The 2,336-nt window shown below is 47.0% G+C and carries 1 protein-coding gene; it reads left to right on the forward strand.

Going from position 1 to position 2,336, the window contains the following annotated elements; all coding sequences use genetic code 11:
* Positions 1 to 2,336 (forward strand): DUF637 domain-containing protein (locus ACFIMQ_RS09205; RefSeq protein ID WP_375703911.1); only part of this gene is annotated, 2,336 nt, incomplete at both ends.

The following is a 2,336-nucleotide window of genomic DNA, read 5'->3' on the forward strand; positions in this document are numbered from 1 at the left end:
TTGGCTGGTGTTAAAAACACCGATTTTGACGGTTCCAAACCACTGATTAGTGATGATCGATTAGATGGGATTATCAATGGTTTGAAAGGGCACAAAGGGCTTTTTGCACCAAGCACAAAAACACCCGCACCAGAATCCATACAAGTGCCAACGCAAGATGGGCTTAACTCTGTCAAGACAGAATTGGCTCAGACCCAAACACCGGATGTGCCATTTTTAGTCGAGACGCGTCCAGATTTTATCAACCCAAGTAAATTTTTGGGATCGGACTATTACTTAAAAAAGATTGGCAATTATAAGCCTGAGCACGTGTTCAAAAAGTTGGGGGATGCTTATTTTGAATATCGTCTGGTGGGTGAGCAAATCTTCGAGCTGACAGGCAATCGCACTCTTCTTGATGTTGAAGATCCCAATGCTCAAATGCAAAGGCTCTATGACAATGCTGTGGAGCAGCAAGGTCCTTTGGGGTTAGAGCTAGGCAAGCCCTTAACGCCTCAGCAAATTGCTGGGATCAAAAAGGATATGATCTGGCTTGAGACCCACCCTGTCGACGGACAAGGGGTCTTGGTACCCCACGTTTATTTGGCACCAAACACTTCTTTAGCACAAGATGTTTATGGGGCAAAAACGCAGCAAGGAAATCTTGCCAGTGCACGTTTGAAAGGCAATGGCGTCACTATAGAGACGGACCGTCTTACCAATAGTGGCACCATATCAAGTAATGGTGCATTGCATGTTTCGACTACGCAAACTTTGTTTAATGATGGTGGTTTTTTGCTTGGCAGCGGTGCTGTAGATCTCAGCAGTGGCGATCTTTTAGCCAACTCTTCAGGGGTTATTCTGGGGGATATCATCACCCTCAATGCGAAGACAATCATTGATGGTACTGCAAAAATCCGTGACACGAATGAATATGGTTTTGTTGATCGGAGCGGGCAGCAGGCTCAAATCATTTCTATACAGGATTTAAACATTCACTCCCTTGGCGATTTAAGCATGACTGGTGGCCAATGGAGCAGTGGTGGATCGACGACGGTGATTGTCGATGGTTCTGCTACATTTGGTTCATTAGTGCTAGAGAGTGACCATAAGGAGACATTGGAAAAAGGGCATTATAACGCCCAAAGCAGTGAGCACCGTTTGACAGAAGTCAACAGTGATGGAGATTTGACCATTGTCACAGGTGGTGAACTGAACCTTGGGGGAAAGTTTAAAGCCAAGGGCAATGGAGATTTCACCAGTGGTGGCGCTCTCAACGCGATTTCAGAGCAAGATTTTAACAGTTTTGATTTGGATCTGAGGGGCAAAGAAGGCGACAAATCGAAGCAAAAGAATAAGTTTCGTCAACAATCAACAGAAGTTACTACAAACAAAACCACGATAGAAACAGAGGGCAACCTCTCCATGCATGCGCAAAATGGGGATCTCACGCTCGATGCCATAGGGGCAAAAAGTGGTGGTCAGACGCATTTGGCATCAGATACGGGAAAAATAAAGTTTCTGACCAACAAGGATCAAGATTTTAAGGATGTTTATCAGCGTAATGAAAATCTTGTGTGGTGGAATGAGAGGGACAAAGGCTATCTGAAGGAGACCATCGAGCATGTCACCATAGATGCTAAGGGTGGCATAAAGCTTGATGCGGGCGATGGCTTTGTTGTTGAATATGAGGCAACCGGTGATTTAGACAAATCTCTTGAACAATTATCTCGCTCCCCAGGCATGGCATGGATTAAGCAACTGCGTGATGATCCAGAATTATCCAAGCAAGTTGATTGGCAAGCAGTGAAAGCTGAATTTAAAGACTGGGATTATAAAGCCCAAGGATTGACAGAAGCTGGCGCTGCTATCGTGGCCTTGGCTGTCACGGCAGTTACGGGTGGAGCAGCCTCGGGCGCTGCCAGTGCCATTACCGGTGCTTTGGGGCTTGGCTCGAGTACGGCCATGAATGCGGCGATACAGGCTGGTGTCCAAGCGCTGATTAACAAAAGCGCTGTGGCTCTTGTCAATAATCGCGGCAATATTGCCGGTGCCTTGCATGAGCTTGGCTCTTCAAAGAATGTTCTCAGCATTGTCTCGTCGATGTTAACGGCGGGCTTAACCAGCCAACTAACCGAAATGGCTGGTGTTGGGCAATCCTTGCCCAAAACGGCTCCTCTGGTTGATCGCATCACCCGTGAGGCGGAAAAGAACTTGATCAAAGCCGCCATTGGCACAGGCGTTCAAACGGCTCTTGAGGGTGGTTCTCTTGACAAGAACTTTTTTAACAATCTGCGCATCGCCCTGTCTGATACGGTTGGCAAATCGTTGGCGGAAGAAATCGGTACCGCCAAGGC

Source organism: Bartonella sp. AD13SXNS (genome assembly GCF_042196465.1).
In the GTDB taxonomy this organism is placed as follows: domain Bacteria; phylum Pseudomonadota; class Alphaproteobacteria; order Rhizobiales; family Rhizobiaceae; genus Bartonella.